The organism is Nitrosomonas sp. (genome assembly GCA_031316255.1).
In the GTDB taxonomy this organism is placed as follows: domain Bacteria; phylum Pseudomonadota; class Gammaproteobacteria; order Burkholderiales; family Nitrosomonadaceae; genus Nitrosomonas.
Genome location: JALDQW010000001.1, coordinates 32,543 through 52,508, shown reverse-complemented (window position 1 = coordinate 52,508; position 19,966 = coordinate 32,543). Strand labels below are relative to the sequence as shown.

The following is a 19,966-nucleotide window of genomic DNA, read 5'->3' as shown; positions in this document are numbered from 1 at the left end:
ATATGATTTTTGATTTCTCTAAACTCCAAGAAGTTGTTTTGCAGTGGCCATCACCACAAGTTTCTGAATTGACCACTAACGATGCCCTCATGGAGAGAATCCTTCAGATCCTAAAAGTGTTTGTCAGCACGGAAATGTTGCAAAAATCTGATCTTCAGCCATTGATCCGACATATTTTGCTTAGAGAATCTATCAACTCGGGATGTGAAAAGAGCTTACGTGTTCCTGCGGATTCAGTTTGGCCTTCAGAAGCAGAATGGGGTTCACACGGTATTTCAGCTATGAGAGTGGAAAATTCTTTCTTACTCTCTGCAGCATTATGGAACCCAACATGGTTGGATGGTGGGAGCGTTGGAGTGTTTACCGATGCATTTTCGAATAAAACTGTCAGGGAAGATGGAAGTTGTCTAGCTGATCCTTTTATCACTGACGTAACGGGATATGAATATTACTCAAGTCCTGGGCAGCGCGAAGCAATTCGTGCCGCATTTTTGATTCCTCCTGGTGACACTTTAATCGTCAATCTGCCTACGGGTTCGGGAAAGAGTTTAGTTGGACAAGCGCCCGCTTTGATTCATCATCAAGATGGGCATTTAACCTTATTTGTTGTGCCGACAGTTGCTCTTGCTATAGATCAAGAAAGGCAGATGAAACAATATTTCTTGAAATCAAAAACATTTACTCAAGCATGGCCTCTAGCATGGTATGGGGGTATGCCGGAAAGTGATCGCTCCGAGATACGCCGCCGTATGCTCGAGGGGACGCAAAGAATATTATTTACCTCACCGGAGGCGCTAACGACATCGCTGCTAAGAACGGTTTTTGAAGTAACCCAAACTGGTATGCTTAGTTATATTGTTATAGATGAGGCCCATTTAATTACACAGTGGGGAGATGAATTCCGCCCCGAATTTCAAGTCTTAGCAGGCTTACGCAATAGTTTGCGTCGAAAACTAAACCAAGCAAAACTCCCGCTTTTTCGTACCTTACTGTTAAGTGCCACATTCACTCCAGAAACCATTGACACGCTAACAAAACTTTTTGGTCCTCCTGAACGAGTTCAAATGGTTGCAGCTGTGCATTTGCGACCTGAACCGCAATATTGGTTTTATAAAGCACAATCTCGATCAGAGAAACACGAATACATTTTAGAAGCCTTAAGGCATGCACCTCGTCCATTTATTCTTTATGTGACTACTCGAGAAGACGCGACCTTATGGCATCAGACCTTACAAAATGCTGGGTTAAAGAGGATTCAGAGGTTTGATGGTGGCACACATGGCCAGGACCGCAAGAACATTATTGCGGACTGGGTCAGCAATAAATTGGACGGTATTGTCGCCACATCTGCTTTTGGCGTCGGCATCGATAAATCAGATGTTCGTACCATTATTCATGCCACGATACCCGAAACATTAGACCGTTTTTATCAGGAGGTGGGTCGTGGCGGGCGTGATGGTATGCCTTCGATTAGCTTACTTGTTTATGAGGACGTAGACTGGGTATTAACCGAGAACATGGCAAATCCAAGACTTATTTCTAATGAACTTGGACTGGCTCGTTGGCATGCACTTTACGAAAGCAGAAAAAATTACACAAGCCAAGGCGACCTTATTAGGATAGATCTTACAGCATTAAGACAGGGAATGAGCAGCGGTTTTGGAGAGAATCTGAAATGGAATTTGCGGACGCTAATACTCATGTCTCGTGCCGGGTTTCTGGAGCTTGATGTCGAGCCAAACAGTATGCAAAGTGTAGAAAATGATGCTGACTCCTATACATCTGCAATAACTGATCTTGCGATTATGCGAATTCGTCTTTTTCGAAATGATCATTGTTTGGAAAGCGTATGGGAAGATGTTGTTTCAAACTCTCGTCAGAAAACCTTAAATGCAGGTATTAGAAATCTTAAGTTAATGCAATCTCTTCTCAATGGAGAGAAGGAAGTTTCTGAGATTCTTAATGATTTGTATCGTAATAATTCCGCGTATTGGCCAGTTAGTGTGACTCAAGTCTGTGGTGGTTGTCCCGTTGACCGTTTCAGCGATAGCAGGAAAGACCAATATCACGTTCCTATTGCTGTACCCATCTACAATCTATCTCAGCTTGATTTATCAAGTTGGAAATCAACATTCCCGCACCTTGACCCTAAATTTCTTGCCGTGTTCTATGAACCCGGAACACCATTGTCTTCCTTTGTGATCTTAGTTAAATGGTTGGTCATTGAATGCAACGTTAACGAACTTAGTGTGGATCAATCTTCCGATCTTGCCAAACTTGCTGATTGGAGGAAGTTATATCAGCATGCGCGTAGTGGCTTAGTTATTCATCGCGAACTTGGACAATTGGATGAAGAACCCTACTCGCCTTTGGCAAGAGTGACTGTTTTTGATGAACGCGTGACATCACAACAAATAAATAAATTATTGTTTATGCAACGTCCAGCACACTGGGTATTCTATCCATCAAATACACCAGACCCAAACTATTCACATCGTTTAATTGCCGATACGGCGACAAACTCGGCACGACTCGAACAACTTCTTGCAGTAATTACACAATGACCATTCTCAATAACACTAGTGACGGATTGCATCCTGAGTTGATTGTTTTATTTCGTACTGTGGCTTATCTAGGCAAGGTTGATGCTGATGATCTTTTGCAGATATGCTTCCCTGACATAATCTCTGATACGTCAGTTTCAACCCGATTACGTGGAGCATTGTTACGTTGGACTCAACTAGGACTCTTCACAGAGAAGGATAACTGTATTTCTTTAGATGATAGATTTGCGAAATTTAAAAAGGACGATTTAGATAACTTTACCTCTAAGCTACCCACATTTTGCCGTAGTTTAATCCTAGAAGAGAAGAATGCTTTTCCATTCTGGGGGGAGTCTGCAGCACCTGCAGGTGATTTTGTTAGGGGCATTGCCTGGTTGCTCGCACAAGATTTATACACGCTTCCAACGACATGGAGTGGTGGTGCAGAAAACCTTGAAAACCTACAGGTAACTGGAGACAAAAAGATCGTCCAAAATGATACTCGCTGGACGAATTTACGTTTCTGGGCAAGGTATTTAGGTTTTGCTTCTGGCGATAGCGCTTCTTTTCAGATTGACCCGACGGTAGCCATTAGGGATGAACTCCCTTTAATTTTTGAAACACAACACGAATTATCTGCAAACGATTTTTTAACTGCGCTTAGCACACAGTTACCGATCTTCGATAAGGGCGTTTATCGCAGTGAGATTGAAAGCAACTTGAATACGGCGAATTGGCGAAAACCGAGCGATGGGCATTTATCAATGTCGCTCTCTTTTGCTTTACGGCGCCTAGATTTAAATGGTGAGATCAAGTTGAAAGGTCGGGCTGACACCGGTAGCAGTTTGCGGTTAACTGGCCGAATGTACCGTACGTGGATAGGTTTCGAATCCGTTGTCTGGAATGGAGTGCGTGCATGAGTCTCGTGAATTATTGGCCTTCTTTAGATGAAATTAATAGATGTATTAAGGCTGAAGCTGAGAACTCTTCTGACGAAGTGTTGCTTGCTGTACATCAGCAGTTTCCTTTGTCGTATTCAAGAGTTGGTCCGGATGGCAAAGTCATGCCTGGTAGCAAAACACCAGCTACAGAAAATGAACTCATCAGTTATTTTGTTGCCGATGCTCCTTCCGGAAGTCATGTCCTACCCATTACCGGGGCTTCGGGCGTCGGTAAATCACACCTTATCCGCATACTCGACGCCCGTTTGCGTCGCCTGCCAGACGCACACCGTTATCTAATTATTCGGATACCTAAGAGCGCAAGTCTACGGCGTATTGTGGAGTTAATTCTCGAGGCGGACCCACTCCAAGACCCAAAATATGACGGAGTGAAGAGGGAATTTACTAAGGCTTTGGCAGATGTGCCATTGCATGAAGCAGTTATACGGTTTCAAGCTGAATTGGCGATCGTTCTAAATGAGTATGCTTTAAACTTAAGGCAAAGCCTTGCTCATGATACGTCAAATACTTTGCTTAAAGAACGCTTTGCTCATGCAGTGGACTTGCCAAAACTGATGGCTGATGCTGAAACAGTAAGGCATTTTACTGAGAAAGTGTTTCCCCGGATCATTCAGCGATCAGTCAGAGGCGTAGCGGCGGAAGTGGGAGAGATGAAAGAGATTGATCCGACAGACTCACAATTTAAGGAGGATGATCTCGATCTGAGTGGCATTGACCTTGGGCAGGCTAACAAACAAGTTGCAAGGTACTGTCAACTAAATCTTAATGCACAAGAAGGGCGAGGAAAGTCTGTCGCTGTCAGCGTGCTAAATGAAGTAGTTGATAAAGCAACCCGACAACTCTATCAATTAAACCAGTCTCTGGGGGGCATGACCCTTGCTGAAGTTATTTTGGAGATCCGGCGTCTGCTTTTGATAGGCAACAGGGAGTTGGTTATTTTGGTGGAAGATTTTGCCGCCTTGGTAGGAATTCAAGATACTCTTGCCAAAGTGCTGATCCAGGAAGGCGAAACCAGTAAAGGTAAAGAGTTTGCCACGATACGTTCTGCCATTGCCGTAACTGATGGCTATCTGGCGGGCAGAGATACATTGGCTACCCGTGCAGGGCGCGAATGGGTGGTTGAGAGTCAACTTGAGTCGGAAGCCGAAACCTTAAGGCGCATAAAGGCACTTGTAGCATCATATTTAAATGCAGCGCGACACGGTGAGACTACATTAAAAAAATACTATCAACAAGCAAACATAACGGATGAATCAGGCAATTTGCTCTGGTCGCCAGGTGTTTATTCTGATGGAAGTGATGAAGACAACAAGACGCTAAATGCTTTCGGCTATATCGAGAACGTACCGCTTTTTCCGTTCACTGAAGCGGCTATTGAATTTCTTGCACGCATCACTTTGACTTCAGGTAATGTCTTAATCTTCAATCCACGCTATGTCATCAAAAATATTATTCGGGAGGTCTTAATGGTGGGCCGAGATGCCTTTGTTAATGGACAATTTCCGCCCCCTGGTATCAAAACAAGGAGGGCTTCTGCGGATGTTGCCCAATGGTTGGCATCATTGCATGAAACTGAAGACCGAAAAAATCGCTATGAGCGTTTAGTGACTATCTGGGGAAATGACCCCAAAACTCGATCTGAAATAGGGTGTATTCCTAAGGAGGTTTTTGAGATTTTTGGCTTGCCTCAACCCGATATTGATTACATTCCACCGATTTCAAACCCGATCGATACCACAGAAAAAACAACCGAGACGACTACTCACGAGACCACTTCCGATCAGGAACAAAAAATCCATGCTTATAAGACGGCGTTGGAAGAATGGGTTCAGGATGGTAAAAGATTGGATCAAAAAGTTGCTAATGAAATCCGAAAGGCACTGGCAACTTTGATCAATCAGCGTATCGACTGGAATGCTGAGCGATGCCTAAAACTTAACGAAATTAAACCTAATACATTTTCAATTCCTAATGCAGGTGGTGAGGGCAATGTTTCAGCTAACGCCATTAAGATAGCTATGAGTAGTGACGACCCTGATGGTCGTTTACGTGGTGAGTTACTGGCACTTTTGCGCTATATCGAAGTATATAAATGCAGTACAGGCTATGAAGGTATGGATGAAGACCTTGCCCGTATTTCCAATTTAGTCGAGCGTCTTATGTCGGATGCACTTGAAATTGTCCGTACTTCAGTAAAAAAACACAACCAGTCTGCAATACTCATCTTGGCAGCAAATAGTCGGTTACTAGGAATCAGTGAGCGAGGGAGCACGCCAGCGGCGCTTTCTTCTTTTCTGTTCGGCTATTTTGAAGGGATTGAAAGCGTGTCAAATACTGCTCCTGGGTCGTTTAAAGAATGGCTAACTTTACAAAATAAAGCCACCGAAATCAGGCCACAATTACGGCAATTCCTACTTGATACAAACGGGTGCTTTCAGGGAACGGGGAAGACAGCGTATGGGATTGATATGGTCCGCTTAGTGGAAGATTACCCCCGGGATGGTGACAGTATTGTTTATGACAATATTCAAGGTTTTTCATCTGAGTTAAAGACAGTTTTGCAAAACATGAGTGATGCAAAAGTTGGGGCTCGGCTTAACCTATTGCTACAAGATGCTAACAAAATCCAAAGCTCAATTTTTACTGAACTTGGAAATGAATTTGATAAACAGACTCTGCTAAGTACATTTAAGGAGTTGGCGACAACACTCAAGGAAATGGGGGCATGGTCTTCTAACGAGATTGGAATGTCACCAATGGACTTTATGAATTTGTGTGAGGAGTTCCGTGCTGCCGCAATTAAGAGCAGTCTTTCTGGTTTACATGAATTTGAGAAAAAAGAAGATGATGATCTATCGCATACGAAGAAGATTATGCGTACAGCGAAACTCCAACTTTCGCCATTGCTGACTGCAGACCGTTTTTTGAATGCCGCAAGTAAAGTCATGCGAGCAGCAGATAGCTATGCACAGGTTCTCGAGTCGCAATATCAAGGAATCAGTCCTAATGAAAAGGCAAAGGAATTGACAGAGACATTTGATTGCTTAATTGCAGACTTACTTATCTTGAAGGAAGGAGGAAAGTAAATGGTGATGCTAGTTAAGGCTCGAGCGATAGTGAATCGATTAAAGAAGGTTCGAGAAGCAAGGGAAGGAGTGGATGAAGCAATGACTTTGGATGGACTTCGAAAGGAAATTGATCAACTGGCCAATCCAATAAAGCAACTCGCATCGAATGCCCAACTACTATCCAGCCAAGGAGTTAAACTATCTACAGTGTCTGATGTTAACTCTGCGGTTGAAACGGTTAGAAATGTCTTGAAGAGTTTTCAAGAAGCACCCAAATCAAATACGTTAAAGGGCATACGGTGGACTAGCCTAAAAAAGAAGTTGGAAGTAGTTACAACAAAAATTGGTGAAGCACAGGTCAATGATTGGAGAGCTTTCTTCGCAAGTAATTTTTTCGGCGGATTACCACCAAATCAGCGTGGTGTACAATTGGCACCAACTCCAGAAAACAATAAGGCCTTAGAAAGGTATAAAACGCTGTATAAAGAATTCATTGAATATCGTTCAAACATTCCGAGTAATTCAGAAGAATTTAAAGATCTTAGGGAACTATCTGAACAATTAGCTCAAATAGAGTTTCAGGAAGATGTGCCAAGTACTGTCAGTAAATTCTTTCAAGCAATTGGGACTGGCGGTGCTAGTCTCGAAATGCTTACCCCCGACGTTATTGATTGGTTGCGTAGTAACAACTCACTAGTGAATTATGTAGTCCGCGCTAAACAAATTTAATTAACCATGCCTGAATTACGCCAAACTTTCCTGTCCAACGTTTTAGATTGCATCGAACAAAAAGAATCCAAACTATTAGTATGGGGTATTGTTGATGGTTTATTTCAGCGTGATGAATTATCAGATCTTATTTCCCCGCTAATTGATTCGGCGCTTGAATCAGGGTTTGACGAGTTTCTTGACACGGACGAAGTTATAACTGCACTTCTTAAATGTAAGCTATTGGTAGAGGTTGAAAATCCTGCTAGTGAGATTGGATATCGATCACGTATGGCGGAAACTGTTCGCCTTCTCCAAAGATTGCGTCAATTGTTTCCAAAACACGGTCGTAGTCCAAATGGTTGGCAGGAAGCTCCTACGTTGGTTGCGGACTTTCGTTTTCAGCGACGTCGTAGGCAATATCCTAAGCGGGATGTTACTCGAAATGAAATTTTGGAACGAATAAAGTTAGTTGCTGATAATGTGTCGATCTTGACTGGCATTAAAGCGATACTTGAGACAGGTAAAAAAGATATTTTGCTTTCTGGATTTCAGGTCAGGGCGGCGGAAAGGATTCTGCGAGGTATAGAAAATAAGGCAGCATTAGCAACAATTGTTTGCTCTGGAACCGGTAGCGGAAAAACTTTGGCGTTCTATTTGCCCGCGCTTGCTTCGATTGTTCGACATCATCTCAGCGGGGACGCATTAACCTGGGTAAAAACGGTTGCACTTTATCCACGTTCAGAACTCCTTAAAGATCAACTACGCGAGGTTATTGGCCGATCGATTGGTATAACCAAATCTTTAAAAGATGTTGCTGTTCGAGTTGGTGCACTATACAGCGATACCCCAGTTGACATTCGATGGTGCAACTGGAAAAAGACTGGCAATAACTTTATTTGTCCTTCTCTGCAATGCGTGATGTGTAATGGTGAAATGCATTGGCAAGAAGCTGATTATAGCCTTGGCAAAGAGCGACTGAAGTGTAAAGACTGCGGGTGGGATATTAAGGGAGACGTGTTTCCGTTGACACGAAAGTCGCTTAAGCAATGTCCACCAGACATTTTGTTTACGACAACCGAAATGCTGAACCAGCGTCTGTCTGATAACTCACTGAATCACCTATTTGGAATAGGTGCAAAGGCACAAAGACCACCTGAATTAGTACTTTTAGACGAAGTACATACTTATGAAGGTAGGCACGGGGCTCAAGTTGCTTATTTGATGAGGCGTTGGGCTCATTTGGTTGAACAACCTTTACGGTTTGTCGGGCTTTCAGCTACATTGCGAGAGGCTCCGGCATTCTTCGCATCTCTGACAGGCGTTTGGGAGACTAATGTTGAAGAAATTTCGCCGCGTACCAATGAAATCGAATCAGAAGGTGCTGAATACATGATAGCCTTGAGAGGTGATCCTGTCTCGCGTACTGCTCTGCTATCTACTACCATTCAAACTTCGATGTTATTGCAGCGTTGTCTTGACCCAAGGACTGCAAGTGTAAAAGACTCAGTGAGTGGAGGTTTATTTGGTCAACGATCATTTGTGTTTACTGACGATCTTGATGTGACGAACCGACTTTACTTTGATTTACTCAGTGCTGAAGGTAGAGCCAGTAACCAACACCCTGATATGCGGAATGCTCCTAATGGTGGACTGGCAGTACTTCGGCGACTTGGAATATCATTGTCGCGATATCGAGATGGCCAGGATTGGCGAATGTGTGAGGGATTGGGGCATGAACTCGGCAATCGATTATTTATCGAGCGCGTCAGTTCGCAAGATAGAGGTGTTGATCAAAGAGCAGATATCGTAGTGGCTACTGCTGCGTTAGAAGTGGGGTTTGATGATCCCAGTGTCGGAGCAGTAGTTCAACACAAGGCACCTAGAGGAATGGCGGGATTCCTTCAGCGTAAAGGCCGAGCTGGTCGTACTCGTGGAATGCGACCGTGGACTGCAATTGTATTGTCAGATTACGGTCGCGACAGAATCGCTTATCAGGGCTACGATATACTTTTCGATCCTGAATTGCCGGCGAGGACGCTGCCACTTTCTAACCGATATATCACAAGGATGCAAGCAGTCTATTCTACAATCGACTATTTAGGGCAAAAACTTCAGGATGCTTCATCGGGAAGCGTTTGGAGAGACTTGTCGGAACCCACAAAAGATAATAGGGTTAGTCGGTTAATAAAGGAACTGAGGTCCATCCTTGAGTCAGAAAACAGTACCAAAAAACTTGAAACTCATCTGCGTTTTGCTTTGAAAATGCAAAGTGATGAGATTTCTGCCCTTTTATGGGAATACCCTCGTCCAATTATGACAATGGTCATACCAACCGCACTTCGCAGATTGTCGTCAGAGTGGAGTTTTAAAGGTCAATTAGGGCAAGATTTCCAGATCCGCAATAACCCATTGCCTGATTTTATTCCTGCGACTTTATTCGCTGATCTTAATTTGGCAGAGGTTAAAATCGAGCTTCCACGAAGTAATCAAGAAGATCAGGGTGCAATGCCAGTTTTTGCGGCTTTGCGCGAATTTGCGCCGGGACGCGTCAGTAGAAGGTTTGGGGTTCGGTATCGTACTGAGCGATATTGGATTTCTCCGTCACAAGAAGCTCTTTCCGGACTAGCGTATTCAACCCTAGCAATCGCTGATTTTGGCCAATATATCCCACTCGGAAAATATGCTTACTGGAAGGGTAGTGCCAAAATCGAAGTTCCTGTTTTCAGGCCTACGGTTCTGAGACCCTCCACTCCTACCGAAAACATTGCAGACAGTTCTCAAGCTCACCTTAATTGGGTTTCTCAATTTGTTCCGTTCGGTCAGGCAATTTGGTTGAAGCCACCTAGTGGTAGTGTGTGGAATACGCTCATTCCTCAATTGGGATTTTTTACTCATTCCCGCCATGCACCTATTGAAGTACGGCGTTTCGCAACGGGTTCATCGACTGAGGTAGGGATTGGGCCTGGGGAAAAGATTAGATTAAATCTTGATTTTACATTTGAGGAGGAGTCAGTTGCACTTGGTGCTGCGTTCTATGCGGATGGTGTGGTATTTCAGGTAGTCTTACCAGATCGTCTTTATTCCATTGCCGAAGGTTCTTCTGCTAAGTGGCGTGCATTAAGAACTACTCGATACTTTGATGCCACATGGCGTGGCAAAGTCTTAGCCAATATAGGTAGCCCATTCATGCGTGAGTGGTTAGCACAGGTTTTTTTATCAGCAATTACATACGAGGCGATAGAGACGAATAGTGATCTTTCCGTTGCAATTCAATCAGTGCTTTCGGGAACTGCCAATATTAACCTATCTCAAGTTTTAGCAATTCTTTTTCAGTCTCAGGTAATCGATACCGAGGAGGGTTCCGAAACCTGGGGCCAAGATCGCTTACGACAGGATATTGATGAATTGCTTACTCGCGCTGACATTCTTAAGGAATTGGAAAAATTAGCGAGATATCTTTGGGAACCTATTTCTGAAGAATGGGAACCATGGTTGCGAGATGTCTATCATTGCACTCTAGGTTCTGCTCTGATGAAAACTATAGGAGATCTTTGTCCAACTATCAATTTAGATGATCTATCAATCGATCTAGACAGAGGGCCTGAAGTTCATGGACATTTTGCTCCTCTCAATAATTTTAAAGAAATATGGATTACAGAGAAAAGTCCTGGAGGGTGCGGGCATGTTGAAGAGTTCATGCGTCGATATGCAGAAGACCCTCGTCACTTCTTTTCAATGGTTCGTGTTTCGCTTGAGATGGGAGAATTCGAATTAATTGACTACCAATTGACCAAGTTGATTCATCTTCTGGCAAACGATGATTCAGTTTCCGAAACGCGGAGTATGGTTAGGAAAGTTAGGGAAATATCAAACCATGAACAATTAACCAAAGCAGTACATAAATTAAGGCTAACTCTAGTAAATGATGGATTCTCACCATTTCACGGTTTCTTAGTTTCAATGGGAAACCGTATTTTAAGACCCGGAGCGAGTTCAGCATCTGATGATTATCTATCGTCTGCTATTCAACGATGGCAAGAGGAAGAGGCGCGATTAGGTCTGGAAATTGATTCAAGAGTGCTTTGTTATTGGCTAAGTCAAACAGCAGATATTGACCACGTTGTTAATGAAATTGGTATTTTACCTGGTCAGGACAGATCGGCTTGGCGAATGAGTGCCATTTGTGGATTGTTATGGCCCCGAGGCAGAGCGATTAGACAATCCGCATTACAAATTTGGAATCAGTTTGTCGAATTGCCACCAATAGAACGCCTATTAGTTATAGATACTATTAAAGATGATCGTGAATTGGTGTCAGTAGATAATGACAATAACTGGTTGGAAAAGGCTATCGAGTTTTTGGTTCAAGGCCGATTAGTCACTTTGACATGCCTTGACGTAAATCGCGTCAAATTAGGTTCAGCTCTTCATACATTCATTACAAATCCGATTGATTCTGGTTATTTGAAAGCATTTGCAAAATTACAAGGAATGAGGAAGACAAACGACCTACTGGAGGTTGATATAGAACTTCTTGAGGCAGTGCAATGAAAGTCCTTTATCGTCGTATTTTTAAGAGCCAGCATACAGGAGTAGCAGCACTTCGTGAATTGCTTCAAATGATGTTTGTGGGTGAAATGCTACGTGCAGGAGAAAAAATTTGGATCGTATCACCTTGGATTAGTAATGTCGTTCTAATTGATAATCGTTCTGGCAATTTTGATACGTTGAACCCCGAATGGAGTAGAAGAGAAATTCGCTTGATAGATGTATTGCTCGCACTAATGGCGAGGGGAAGCCAAGTGGTAATGGTTACTCGTGACACAGAAACAAATACACCTTTTATTAATAAATTAAAAGATATGACAGAACAATTCGCCCTTGAAAGTGAATTGACAATTAAATTACAAGAACAATTACATACGAAAGGAATATTGCTTTCTAATAGCCTGTTGACTGGGTCTATGAATCTTACTTATAACGGCCTTGAGATGAATGATGAATGGATTCAATTTTCTATTGATCCAGAAGACATTGCAAAGTCGCGGTTAGAATTTAATATCTATCTTGAAGACTTATGAGCATCACTATCCCTCCCCAAGAGTTGAAGTGGTTAACAAGGTTTTTTTCTGGAAAAAACCAACTGTCATGGCAAAGTATTGAATCTGGTCAAACTGCAATAGCAGATTTAGACAGGGTTATGCCTTGGATAAAACTTATAAACTCACCAGTAATTGATCGACCATTAGTACTGCCATTATATGGCCCTAATGGCCCCATAGCCTGGTATGGAATGGCCATCGACGATCAAATGTTTTGTCAATTAATAGATGAAATTAATAGTTTTATTGGGCCGAGTTATAGTGATTTCAGTGGTGAATCTTGGGAATTATCAGATACCAGTGAACCAGAGTTGGCATTAAAAGAACGTTTTGGTAATCGCGTTATACGGTTTAGTAGTGTGGAACCTAATAATTATCAAAAAATTGATCAGTCTTTGTCTCTGTATCGTGATCTTCTTTCTCGGCGTCCAACTATACCGAACAGGACGCAAAGGTCTTTTGGAAAAATAAGGCGCGACTTTGATTTGGCATTGTTAGCAGGGAACGCTAAACATGCTCAAGAATTTCTAGATGAGTTGATTGACTCAGGTCGTGTAGATGCTGAGCAAAAGAAATATCTTGAAGTGCGTTTCCTTGCTGGATTAGGTCGCAAGGAGGAATTAGCTAGAAGCCAATCATTGATTTCTTCCATTGTTGATCTGGATCTTCCGAGACAAACGTTAGTTGATGTGGTTGATTCACTTTATGAGACGTATATCAGACCGATTGAAACAAATCTTAACGTCGACGAGATTATTGCTGGGTTTAAACAAAATATTTCCCGTTCATTTGGTTCGCTGTTTAAAGATCGAAAGGGAATACGCCATACAACTGTCCTTAGGGCTTTTTTGTTGTTTGAGTTGGTAAAGGATGAACCGAATGTTAAAAAGTGTAATTCGGTTCTTGCTGCTTATCCGGAAAGTGCGGAGGGTCGTAATCTAATAGATCATTGGGTTGGCTTATTACAAGAAAAGGCGAACGATAAACCGACAGAAATTGAGGTAACCCCTCTAGAACGTGCACGTCAGGCGATTGCAGATGAGGATTATGTCACTGCATCTCAACTTTGTTTTGAATTACTTCCACAGTACTGGGCTTACAGTGCATTGCTTCGTTGTGCTACAGAGTTAGATTCTATCGATGTTAATCAAAAAGTTCTCGATGCATTGGATGCTATACCTGAAGATGTTTTAGCTAGATTCACTCCGAAGGACCATTCACGCTTTGAAAGTCTTCGACTGGCTATTGCTCAATCATCTAATTCATCAGAGATAGATTCGGGTTGGATTGGTTGGGCTCAAGAAGTAGCGAATGGCATGACATTAACTTCGGCAATTGCCGTTCTCGAAGAGAATGTTACCAAATGGAGTATTGATGACTATTGCAACGACAATGATCGATGTAACAAATTAGCGCAACTAATCGGTAATGCAAGTGGAGAACAAGAGGAAATTTATCGCCAGACATTCTCATATCTTGTTGAGTTTTTCATTGAGAGACAAAACCAAGCTTGTCGGGCGTTTACACCGATCTATGTAAACCTCATTAAAAGTCTCGGATGGAGTGGCGCACTTTCTCCAGATGAACTCGAGATTGTTTCGTCACTCGTCCTTGCACTATTTGCTACAGGGCCAGAGCTTCCAGTGTATCAAGAGAGCATTGAGGATTTATGCGAAATCATTTCAGCGAATAACTCCCCGATTCATCTTGATTGGGCACTTAATGCATCCGAACTTTTAGTATTGTATCCGGCTCAAGATGGCGGCAAATTGCGCTTGCAGTTTTTTTCGAAAGTACTTTCTATAGTTAGTTCATTTCCCCATCGAGTAACTGCAACACAGCGAGATGTCCTTGAGTTTCTTGCAAAGGACTACGGTTGCGTCAATATTCTCGAATCGTTACCGCCGCCTAGTGACAATGAAATTGATAGCCATAAGCATGCTATGTCGACTGAGTTTACGGGGTTAATTGGTATTTACACTCTTACGGAAGGCGCAGGTCAACGTGCTAAGCTTATCTTGCAAAAATACTTTCCGGGAGTTCGAGTTGAGACAAACAATGACGGTGTTGCAACTGATCGTCTGGTTTCACTTGCGAAGAATGCAGATTTGTTCGTATTTGCCTGGAAAAGCAGTAAACATCAAGCTTATTATTGCGTTAAGGATTCCCGTAAAGAACGCGACATAATTATGCCGACAGGGAAAGGCACCGCGAGTATTGTTAAGGGTGTACTAGATAGTCTTATGTTTTGTTGATGTGGAAAGATCATCGTGTTCTTAGTGAATCACGCATTATTCGCATTAAGTAATGCGCGAGGGCAGAAGCATCGCTAGGTGTATTCTGGATTGAATTCCAAGCTCTCTGATCACCTTGTCCAAAATTCCATATACCACTAGTCCAGGCTGTTTTTTCAACGATTGGTGCCAATCCTTTCTGGAAGTCTTCCCATGTTCGCGAACCAAGGTTGAGAGCAAGTAGTTCCATTACGTAGCCCATTGCAACAATACCGGCACCATGAACAAGTCTCGAGGTTTTTGGTTTATGTCCATCCCAAGCATCTTTAAAAACAAGACTGACTGCTCTATAGAATTCCGATATGATTCGGAAGCTCTTTTCAGCACCTTCAGGACTACGTATAAATTCTCGTAAAATTCCATCGTGAAGTGAGTTCATGACGACTTTCTGGATAGCGGTATCACTAATAATCCCACTGGGGTTGGTATGTTGGCGAATCATTCCTTTTAGAGATGATGACGAATCATAATTGAGGCGAGAAGTAAGGTCTGCAGCGAAAGAACGTGATGAAAAACGGTGTGGAAGTCCTTCTACAGTGGGTAAAAGTTCATAAATTAATGATTTTGGTAAAGGCCGTGTATTGTTTATCAGCACAAACTGACGACGTAATTCTGCATCGTTTTTGCATAATAATGCGGAGACAAAGATCTTAAAGTTTTTGTCAGGGATCAGCTTAAAAGCTGACAAGCGTTGCTGTCCATCTACGACCAACCCTGGAGGGCCGTTTTCGACATTAATAGTAATTTGTACAATATGATCGTTCATTTCTTGGACTTCTACATTATCTGTGAAAGCCACGACAATTGGGTTGGGCAATACTGCGTCATCCCGCGTCAGATAATCCTTAATCTCCTGAATGTGAGATGCAATTTGGGGGCGCTGGAATCCGCTTAAGTGTCCTTCGCTATCTCGGGCGATTCTCTCAATTGTAGCGAAAGTGTTGATTTCCAACGCAGTTGCCGTGAAACACATTACTATGTGCTCAGTACTTTGAGGAGCGCGAATAGCCGAGAAAGTGAGTTTAGACATCGATAATCCTTTTTATTTATTGCAGTTGCTGAATGCGTTTGTGATATACAAAAAGATTGTGCATGCCTCTACGACGATTGCGATTACTACCTCTAAAAATAATCACTTCGATCCCTATTTGTTTGCAGATTGGGCATTTACAGTCTTTCCACCCTTGGGCTTCGAGTGTATTGCGGTAAAGTGGCTCCAATTTCTTTGCCAGTTTTTCACGCTCTGTAGTGTTATCGTGAAAAGATGATTCGAGAAATATATTGTAAGAAATCACGGCTTCTAGAGTTTCATTAATTGAAACATGTCCACGATCAAAAGCTCGTAACATTGTCAAAGATTTTGCTTCAAGAATCTGTAACTCCTCTTGATTAATTTTGCCCTCCTTCACAGCTCTCTGGAGACGAGTGTTTTCTGTGGCCTGAGGAACGCGAATAGCGGTAGAATAATCTAATTCCCCTAATCCATTTAAAATATAGTAATTCTTCTTTTCATCCTTGAAGGCACGTATTAGAGGGGATGTTGTATCAAAACTCGTGATGTTGTAGGGAATAAATTCTGCAATTACGTCTGCCTTCGCAAAACCGAGAAGGTGGAGGCGAGTGCTTTGGGGTACTGAATCTCGAATTGACTGAACAATCTTATGGATTTGTGATGTATTCAGGGGAACCAGTCCTCCTACGGCCAGATAATCATATCCCATCGCACAGAGTTGACGCGATGCTTCAGCAATACTACCTGGAGACCACCCCTGAATAACCCCAAGTGGGACGAATTGGCTTTGTTGAGCACGATGGGCTTTTAAAAATGTGTTTGCATTTTCTAATGTAATATCAAACCTTAGTTTAGCATCCTCAGATCCGCCTTCAAGGCCAATATAATTTTCAGAATAATCAAAGATGATGTGATCAACTGAGCAACCGTGTGTAAAGTTACAGGAATTGTAGAACTCAACTATTTCTTCTGGTGAATATGGAGGAATTTCGGCTTGCGCATATGAAAATGCCCCACAGTCACCAAAGATAGGCATCGTGTCATATTTAGGTTTATTAAGGCGCAAATACTCACGTGCTCCTACACGGTAAAAACGCATTGCTTGAGATTCATTGTATTTTCCTTTGACTCGGTAGTCTCCCACGATTGCTTTGGAGACAAGCATGCCGTCATAAGGTGGGGTTCCAAAAAGTTCATGAGGATAGACATCGTCCCAATAGGGGTAACGATTAGGTGCGTATCGATCCTCAATAAAATTGAAGGCTGGATCGACCATATCCAAGCTATCACTAAATATGAATTTCATCTTGTTGGCCTTGACAGTTCTCTGTCGAGACGTATTAAATACTCACTTAAGCGTGAAATATGTTGAGTAGTACTTTGAATTTCGTTCCAGCGCCAGTTAAGTTCTTCCCAAATCCCTTCAGTCCATCTACAGTGGGGAACTAGACGGGCAAGTGAAGTGCGGATCTCTGCTTCGGGGTGAGATGTTGAATCGGCGCGTAGCATGATTTGATCCATTAAAGCCCCCATTACCTTAATTCCTGCTGAGTGCATAAGACGACTCTCAGTTGGTGGTTTACCCCACGCTTCATGAAAAGTATCTCGCACAGTTGACCAGTACATAAGTAGTGTTTGATACATAGCATCGGGATCTGAATAAAAAGAATTCTTATATTGGCTTAATGCACCCATGGGAGAGCGAAGATTTCTTTTGATGCTATCCAAAATAGCACTGTCAACTACAACACCATGCTCACTATGAGCGTTTGATTCGCGGCGAATAAGTTGGTAAAAGGGAGATTTTGGGTCTTTGTTAAGTAAGTTACATAATTCGCTAGGTAGTTTCCGACTTGCGAGATCTCGGGGAAGTAATGCATCTACTTCGGGCAAAAGTTCATTGATTAATCGCGTTGGTAGTGGCTTTGCTTTATTGACTAATATGAATTGTTCGCGCTGAGTTTCAATATCTGGAGAGATAAAAGCGATTACGGGAACTGGGATACGATTACTTTTTGCCTTGGATAGTGCTAGAGAGCGTTGTTGACCATCAACAATCCAAGCAACTCTTCGTCCTTCTGGGAGGATTGGTATAGTTAGATTGCCACTTTGAGCTACGTCCATGAGATTAGCTGGAGTTGGGCCTCTTGATTGTCGGAACTCCACACCTTTTCCGAGCGCAAGTATAATTGCATTTGGGAAAAGCACTTTTTCGCTATTTAAATAATTAATAATTGATTTGACGTGATTCTTAATCTCATTCCGTTGAAAACCTTTTAGTTCATCACCGTTATCACGAGTAATGCGGGTTATATCAGCAATTTTTGTTATTTCTGAGCCATAGGTAAAAAATGCGAAAACCTCAATTCCATTGCCCTGGTGAGTTCGTAGAGCACGAACTACTATTTCATTTTTATTGTTCTGTCTCTTCATGGTGTATTCTCCATCATTTTCTTAACAGAGTAATAGATATTTCGAAAGCGCGTTTGCTCACAAGCAATTCCTAATTCGCGTCGAATAATTCGCAATAACTTAGATGATTGTCCTTTTCCATTTTCCCAGTTCTCAAAAATTGCTTTATGGATTCCATTGTCATCAGTGCGCTGGCGTTTGGGAGATTTTTTTCTGGTTATCGGAGATAGAAAGTTCAAGACTAAAGATCGGTGTATATATGCGTCTTCATTCTCGTGTTGGCCAAGTATCTCAGTTACAAAATGACGAAGCGCGCGTTGAGCAAAATCAGTTTGTGTTCCACTGAAAGAAAATCCTACACTGTCTAATCTGTCATCGTAGGGCATCCAATTCTCAATAAGAGAATCAGGTAATCCGGTTGATGATTTTCCAAAAAAACGTAATTTCTTCTGTTGTTTGGTTGTTAAATTCATCAATTCTTCTTGTAGGAGTTCAATGTATTGACGTGGCAAAGCAACTAAAACTAGCCCTCCTGAATACTGCGCAAGAATGTCACCAAGAGAAGAACCAAACGGATTTTCTCTTGTTATTCTTGACCACCACGCTTTTGAAGAAGGATCATCTGTAATTTTAGTAAGAATTGAGCCGGTTGTTCCTGATATTGTCGTTAAGTTATACACAGGTATCAAATGATCAGAATTGACAATGCCAAGACCTGCAGAAACCACATATAGTGGACAATTAAGAATGGATGCACTTGCTTCAGCTTCCCGATAACTTCTGCCGCAATATACTTCTCTAGCATGATTCGCCGGAGATGTTTTTTTTAATAAACTAAGCCATTGCTCTGATACATAATCTACCGGGCCTGGAATAATGCTATTTATGGTTAATTTTGGTGTGGTCGTTCCTTTTTTTCTATTAGAACAGTTTGTTAGAACTATATTCATATCGTATATTTGCAGTTATTTGATAACTATTCTGCAAATACTACTACAGTTATTGATCTGTATTCAATTAAATATTTATAAATAACTGTAGGTGGTGTGTTAACGAAGTAAATGCGACGCAAAAGAATACTTAGCTATTCCATTCATTGGGTGTCTGTAACCCATGATATTAGAAAATAACCGAATTCACGATGTTTGAGTCGATCAGAAAGATTAAAATAAACGCTTATTTCTGATCGAAAGAGTGGTATGTAGGTGTTCGCACTTAGTGATTTTTCATCAACCCGGTTTGAAAAGATCTGATATTGCGACTTGATTCCATGGGTCTGTTGTTTAAGTTATCAATTAGCATGTAAACCTAACCTAGGTTGGCTGGAAAATAACATTGAAAAAGGTCCATGTGAAATGATAAATCACAGGCTTCTTGCCGGAGAGTTTTTTTGGGGGGCGGTAAGTTGATTTACTTGCCGTGTAAATAATTGCACTTATTACTTGAATCCAAGACTAAATTTTTAACGCTTTTTTGTTTTTAAGTATATTGATCTGGACCAAATGCACTTTCTCCCCATCATATTCAACAACCACATCCTTCCCGGCAACAGGCTTGCCATTGATTGCATTTAATTGATACACAATAAAATCTTTCCCGCTTTGCTGGTAAAAAACTTCGTTTTCCTTGTCGATGTATAAAATCTTGCCTTCATATTGCTTGTTGTTTTCAGGCATTTTGGCCAGGTAAATATTGTAAATTCCGGGCTTAATGCCTTCTTCCGCTTTTTTGATGGTTCCGGTTGTTTCCCATTCATTATTGATCAGAGCTTGAATGATTTTCTGGCCGTTCATTACAATCATGCGAAGTTTACGTGCTGTCATTTTTTATTTTCTGTTCTTTGATTGATTTGGGGATGAGCT

The 19,966-nt window shown here is 42.0% G+C and carries 12 protein-coding genes; 7 read left to right on the top strand and 5 right to left on the bottom strand.

What is annotated here, in order from left to right; all coding sequences use genetic code 11:
- Positions 1-2 precede the first annotated feature (2 nt).
- The 7 genes from MRK00_00285 to MRK00_00255 are packed head-to-tail and all read left to right on the top strand — an operon-like array spanning position 3 to position 14,641.
- Positions 3-2,564, top strand: a complete 2,562-nt coding sequence (locus MRK00_00285) for a DEAD/DEAH box helicase (protein MDR4515832.1) — start codon at positions 3-5, stop codon at positions 2,562-2,564.
- On the top strand, positions 2,561-3,463 hold the full coding sequence (locus MRK00_00280) for a hypothetical protein (protein ID MDR4515831.1): 903 nt from the start codon (positions 2,561-2,563) through the stop codon (positions 3,461-3,463). Before MRK00_00285 ends, MRK00_00280 begins: the two co-directional genes overlap by 4 nt.
- On the top strand, positions 3,460-6,591 hold the full coding sequence (locus MRK00_00275) for an ATP-binding protein (GenBank protein MDR4515830.1): 3,132 nt from the start codon (positions 3,460-3,462) through the stop codon (positions 6,589-6,591). Before MRK00_00280 ends, MRK00_00275 begins: the two co-directional genes overlap by 4 nt.
- Positions 6,592-7,302 (top strand): hypothetical protein, encoded by a 711-nt coding sequence (locus MRK00_00270; GenBank protein MDR4515829.1) that lies wholly within the window; start codon positions 6,592-6,594, stop codon positions 7,300-7,302.
- Positions 7,303-7,308: 6 nt separating this feature from the next.
- Entirely contained in the window at positions 7,309-11,835 is a 4,527-nt protein-coding gene (locus MRK00_00265; protein MDR4515828.1) for a DEAD/DEAH box helicase, read from the top strand.
- Entirely contained in the window at positions 11,832-12,365 is a 534-nt protein-coding gene (locus MRK00_00260) for a phospholipase D family protein (GenBank protein ID MDR4515827.1), read from the top strand. The genes MRK00_00265 and MRK00_00260 overlap by 4 nt, the downstream gene beginning before the upstream one ends.
- Positions 12,362-14,641 (top strand): hypothetical protein, encoded by a 2,280-nt coding sequence (locus MRK00_00255; GenBank protein ID MDR4515826.1) that lies wholly within the window; start codon positions 12,362-12,364, stop codon positions 14,639-14,641. Before MRK00_00260 ends, MRK00_00255 begins: the two co-directional genes overlap by 4 nt.
- A gap of 10 nt (positions 14,642-14,651) precedes the next feature.
- On the opposite strand, the gene MRK00_00250 is transcribed toward MRK00_00255, so the two are convergent.
- The 5 genes from MRK00_00250 to MRK00_00230 form a co-directional block, all read right to left on the bottom strand.
- The gene (locus MRK00_00250; GenBank protein ID MDR4515825.1) at positions 14,652-15,710 is read right to left on the bottom strand and encodes a DGQHR domain-containing protein; all 1,059 of its coding nucleotides are present in this window, start codon (positions 15,708-15,710) and stop codon (positions 14,652-14,654) included.
- 16 nt (positions 15,711-15,726) lie between these two features.
- Positions 15,727-16,998, bottom strand: a complete 1,272-nt coding sequence (locus MRK00_00245; protein ID MDR4515824.1) for a hypothetical protein — start codon at positions 16,996-16,998, stop codon at positions 15,727-15,729.
- Positions 16,995-18,125, bottom strand: coding sequence for a DGQHR domain-containing protein (locus MRK00_00240; GenBank protein MDR4515823.1), 1,131 nt, complete (start codon positions 18,123-18,125; stop codon positions 16,995-16,997). Before MRK00_00240 ends, MRK00_00245 begins: the two co-directional genes overlap by 4 nt.
- Positions 18,122-19,054 carry a hypothetical protein gene (locus MRK00_00235; GenBank protein ID MDR4515822.1) on the bottom strand — a complete coding sequence of 311 codons (933 nt, stop codon included), beginning with the start codon at positions 19,052-19,054 and terminating at the stop codon, positions 18,122-18,124. The genes MRK00_00240 and MRK00_00235 overlap by 4 nt, the downstream gene beginning before the upstream one ends.
- Before the next feature lie 504 nt (positions 19,055-19,558).
- Positions 19,559-19,927, bottom strand: coding sequence for a conjugal transfer protein TraO (locus MRK00_00230; GenBank protein MDR4515821.1), 369 nt, complete (start codon positions 19,925-19,927; stop codon positions 19,559-19,561).
- Positions 19,928-19,966: the final 39 nt, after the last annotated feature.